Source organism: Palleronia sp. (genome assembly GCF_042089775.1).
GTDB lineage: Bacteria > Pseudomonadota > Alphaproteobacteria > Rhodobacterales > Rhodobacteraceae > Palleronia.
In genome coordinates this window covers 1-2,642 of the sequence record NZ_JBELKF010000247.1, presented here as the reverse complement: position 1 = coordinate 2,642, position 2,642 = coordinate 1, and the positions used below count along the sequence as shown (strand labels likewise).

Sequence of the window (2,642 nt, the reverse complement as noted above, 5' to 3'; positions counted from 1 at the left end):
TGCTGCTCTCATGCTTGCACTCGGTTCATCATTCGGTGTTCCGGTGCCCCTGCTGGCTCAGACTTCGCCTGTCCAGTGTGCAAACTGGCTTTCACCAGAATTCTACGCGGAGGCGTCCGCTCAGGACGTGCGGTTTTGCCTCGATAGCGGCCAGAGGGTTGAGGCGAGAACAGAAGCCGGTGAAACGCCTCTTCATCTGGCGGCAGCGCATGCCCGCCGGCCTGAAGTCGTGCAGGCGCTACTGGCTGCTGGTGCCGATGTAACCCTCACGACCCTAAACGGATACACGCCGTTGCACAGCGCCGCAGCCGACAGCTCCGTTCCTGCCGTTTTGTCACTTCTACTGGTCTGGGATTCAGAGATCGCGGCACTGGTGCCGCCGGACACATGTCGAACACCAATCTGGACTTGCGCTACCACCGCGCTGCATCTCGTCGCAAGTCGGCCGAATGGCGCCCCGGTCATGGCTGCGCTCGTGAGCGGCGGCGCTCCAGTGAACGCCCTCGACGAGAAGCAAAGGACACCACTTCATCGCTCGGCCTCCACCGCAGGTCATCCGGAGGTCGCGCTTCTTCTTCAGGCAAAAGCGGATACCTCGGTGGAAGACGAAGATGGCGAGAGCCCTTTGCATGCCATAGCGCGGCGCATGGATGCTGATCCGGAGGCGGTTCGGGCTCTCTTGGCCGGGGGAGCATCCCCCGACGCATCTGACGATGAGGGGGTCACACCACTAATCTTGGCAGCGGCTTACACCGGATCGCCGATCATCTTCCGCGAACTGCTCGGATCTTCTTCGAAGCCCTGCCACCAAGACAAGCGGGGCAGGTCAGCAATATCTGTGTATGCGTTGAACAAGAAGCTGCAGGCAGACTCAACTTATTGGGACCTCCATGAGCGTTGCTCGAAGTGAAGTCGCGAATGAAGGTTTCTCCAATCAGCCTTCTCCGCGGCGTCATCTCCGCCGGGCGCAATGGAACCATCCTGATATTACTCTTCGCTGTCCTATTGTCGAACATCGCCTCATTTACGATAGCGCCCATCGCGAGTGCCATGCTCGACATCGCAAATCGAATGGCGCTGTCACCGGTAGTGTCGACTGCCACGGAATTGCAGAATGCTAGGATTAGAGCCTCAGAGCTTTACGCGGAAAAACTCAAGATGGAGAGGCAAGTCGAGCGCCTATCTCAGCGCAGGAAAGAAAATGACAGGCGCGAGAAAGACTTGAAAGCGGAGTTAGCGCGCCTGGAAGGCGAGAGAGCTGATGTTATTAAGAAGAACAGTGTGCTGACCGGATCTGTCCAGAAGCTCGAGGGGCAGCTGGCGGATTCCCGAATGACCATCGGCCAGCTGGAGAAGCGCAGACCGCTACCTGACTGGCAGGTCGAAAAACTTGACCGGATCACTGCAAGGATCGGACGCCGTTCTGCTGACAATGCTATGCGCAACATTGCTTCGATCCCACTGGAGAGCGTTCCTATACTTGGTCCTTTAACGATCGTCAGCGTCACCGCGCTCGAGGTCAAGGATGCCTGCCAATCCCTCGAGGACATGGAAGCGCTTCGGATCATGGCAGGCAGGCCGGCATCGGAAACCGACCGGGTGTCGCAGGTATGCTCCCTGATCGTCCACACGCCGGGTCTACCAAACCAACTGACCATTTCACAGTGTCGCGCCCATGCTGAAAACATCCGTGCTGAACTTGGTAGCGAAGCGGCCAAAAATGTTGATGAGCAATGCGATTGCCTCGAACTGCCAGACGGCTGCCCCGCGCCGGCGATAGCTGACGCAGGCGAGCCTGATATCCAGTTGCCTTGAACGGCCCGCGCTGCATTAGCCGTCTCGGCGACTTGACCGAAAAGATAGATACGCGTGCGTTCGGTGGCAGGTCACCGGATGACGGTTTTTCCGGCTACCCTCCGCAAGGTTTTCTACCCGGTGGCAACCTTCTGCCGTTCCGGCAGGAAGAGTAGCGTATGTTCTTTTTCTGACTCGACGCTCTCCAAGTAAGCTCGTCCTGATGCGCCCTGCGCGAACAGTGAGTGCGTCAGGCTTGCGCGTCCGGCAGTCGTGCCGATAGCCTCTTGGAGGCCGCTCATGAGCATCTGGGCCTGAGGCAGGACTGCGCGCCGACGCGCCTGACGCTCATCTGGGGCAGAAGCTTGCGCGATGCGTCTGGCGAGCAGATCCGACGACAATGCGCCGGTCATTTCGAGAAGAGCACTACTCTGCCGCTCAGCTCGCGTCGCGGCGAGTTGGAGTTGCTCTGCAACAAAGAGTGCTCGGTCGCTCGCTTCGTGGCAGAGCCGCACAGCGCTTGCGATAGTCCAGAGAAGATCCAGGTCCTCCTCGACTAGAGCGTTTTGATCCAGCACTTGGCGGAACCGCGCGGCCAGCATAAAGAGGAGTTCGTCGAGTTGAAGCTGAAGGGCTTCGGCAACGTAGGTCGGATCTCGACGCAGGTGTAGAGTGTCGACGTTTTCCAATGCAGCAGCAAGAGAAGCGAGCAGGTCTCGAAGACCATCTTCGCGGCGGTCTGCCGTCACCTTATCGACCCGCTCCTCAAGCCTATCAAGATGTTGGGTGATCGCCGTCAGTCGCTTCATCATCATGGCGAAGCCGACCACCGAGATCCCCAGATTGAC

The 2,642-nt window shown here is 58.8% G+C and carries 3 protein-coding genes; 2 read left to right on the top strand and 1 reads right to left on the bottom strand.

The genetic code is table 11. The annotated features are described in order from the left end of the window. The coding region (locus tag ACFDS3_RS20660; protein ID WP_375264203.1) for an ankyrin repeat domain-containing protein at nucleotides 1–910 on the top strand (910 nt) is incomplete at its 5' end. After that, the gene (locus ACFDS3_RS20655) at nucleotides 898–1,815 is read left to right on the top strand and encodes a hypothetical protein (RefSeq protein WP_375264202.1); all 918 of its coding nucleotides are present in this window, start codon (nucleotides 898–900) and stop codon (nucleotides 1,813–1,815) included. The genes ACFDS3_RS20660 and ACFDS3_RS20655, both read left to right, overlap by 13 nt. A gap of 113 nt (nucleotides 1,816–1,928) precedes the next feature. Here ACFDS3_RS20655 and ACFDS3_RS20650 read toward each other — a convergent pair. Next, the coding region (locus ACFDS3_RS20650; RefSeq protein WP_375264201.1) for a hypothetical protein at nucleotides 1,929–2,642 on the bottom strand (714 nt) is incomplete at its 5' end.